This is a genomic window from Kitasatospora sp. NPDC048286, from assembly GCF_043201735.1.
GTDB lineage: Bacteria > Actinomycetota > Actinomycetes > Streptomycetales > Streptomycetaceae > Kitasatospora.
The window spans coordinates 1,707-3,313 of the sequence record NZ_JBICZE010000040.1; the positions used below are offsets into that span (position 1 = coordinate 1,707).

The following is a 1,607-nucleotide window of genomic DNA, read 5'->3' on the forward strand; positions in this document are numbered from 1 at the left end:
GTGAGGGTGTGTGACTGGTCGTTGTTTGAGAACTGCACAGTGGACGCGAGCATCTGTGGCCAAGTTTTTAAGGGCGCACGGTGGATGCCTTGGCACTAGGAACCGATGAAGGACGTGGGAGGCCGCGATAGGCCCCGGGGAGCTGTCAACCGAGCTTTGATCCGGGGGTGTCCGAATGGGGAAACCCGGCAGTCGTCATGGGCTGTCACCCGCTGCTGAACACATAGGCAGTGTGGAGGGAACGCGGGGAAGTGAAACATCTCAGTACCCGCAGGAAGAGAAAACAACCGTGATTCCGGGAGTAGTGGCGAGCGAAACCGGATGAGGCTAAACCTTGAGCGTGTGAGACCCGGCAGGGGTTGCGCTCAGGGGGTCGTGGGATTTTTCTTGATCGGTCTGCCGGCCGGTCGGCGAGTCAGAAACCGTATGGGTAGTCGAAGGACATGCGAAAGGTCCGGCGTAGAGGGTAAGACCCCCGTAGACGAAATCTGTACGGCTCGTTTGAAGAACTCCCAAGTAGCACGGGGCCCGAGAAATCCCGTGTGAATCTGGCGGGACCACCCGCTAAGCCTAAATATTCCCTAGTGACCGATAGCGGATAGTACCGTGAGGGAATGGTGAAAAGTACCGCGGGAGCGGAGTGAAATAGTACCTGAAACCGTGTGCCTACAAGCCGTGGGAGCGTCGTTCATCAGCTTGCTGGTGGGCCGTGACTGCGTGCCTTTTGAAGAATGAGCCTGCGAGTTTGCGGTGTGTAGCGAGGTTAACCCGTGTGGGGTAGCCGTAGCGAAAGCGAGTCCGAATAGGGCGGTTGAGTTGCATGCCCAAGACCCGAAGCGGAGTGATCTAGCCATGGGCAGGTTGAAGCGCGGGTAAGACCGTGTGGAGGACCGAACCCACCAGGGTTGAAAACCTGGGGGATGACCTGTGGTTAGGGGTGAAAGGCCAATCAAACTCCGTGATAGCTGGTTCTCCCCGAAATGCATTTAGGTGCAGCGTCACGTGTTTCTTGCCGGAGGTAGAGCACTGGATAGGCGATGGGCCTTACCGGGTTACTGACCTTAGCCAAACTCCGAATGCCGGTAAGTGAGAGCGTGGCAGTGAGACTGTGGGGGATAAGCTCCATGGTCGAGAGGGAAACAGCCCAGAACACCGACTAAGGTCCCTAAGCGTGTGCTAAGTGGGAAAGGATGTGGAGTCGCAGAGACAACCAGGAGGTTGGCTTAGAAGCAGCCACCCTTGAAAGAGTGCGTAATAGCTCACTGGTCAAGTGATTCCGCGCCGACAATGTAGCGGGGCTCAAGCACACCACCGAAGTCGTGTCATTGCAGCATATAGGGCCAACGCCTGCTGTGATGGGTAGGGGAGCGTCGTGTGCCGGGTGAAGCGGCCGAGGAATCGAGTCGTGGACGGTATACGAGTGAGAATGCAGGCATGAGTAGCGATACAAGAGTGGGAAACTCTTGCGCCGATTGACCAAGGGTTCCTGGGTCAAGCTGATCTGCCCAGGGTAAGTCGGGACCTAAGGCGAGGCCGACAGGCGTAGTCGATGGACAACGGGTTGATATTCCCGTACCCGCTTTGAAGCGCCAACGCTGAACCAGGTA

At 57.2% G+C, this 1,607-nt stretch carries 1 rRNA gene (only partly in view); it reads left to right on the plus strand.

From position 1 onward, the window contains the following. The first annotated feature begins 57 nt into the window (after positions 1 to 57). Positions 58 to 1,607: ribosomal RNA gene (locus tag ACGF13_RS40200) — 23S ribosomal RNA — on the plus strand (it continues 1,594 nt past the right edge of the window).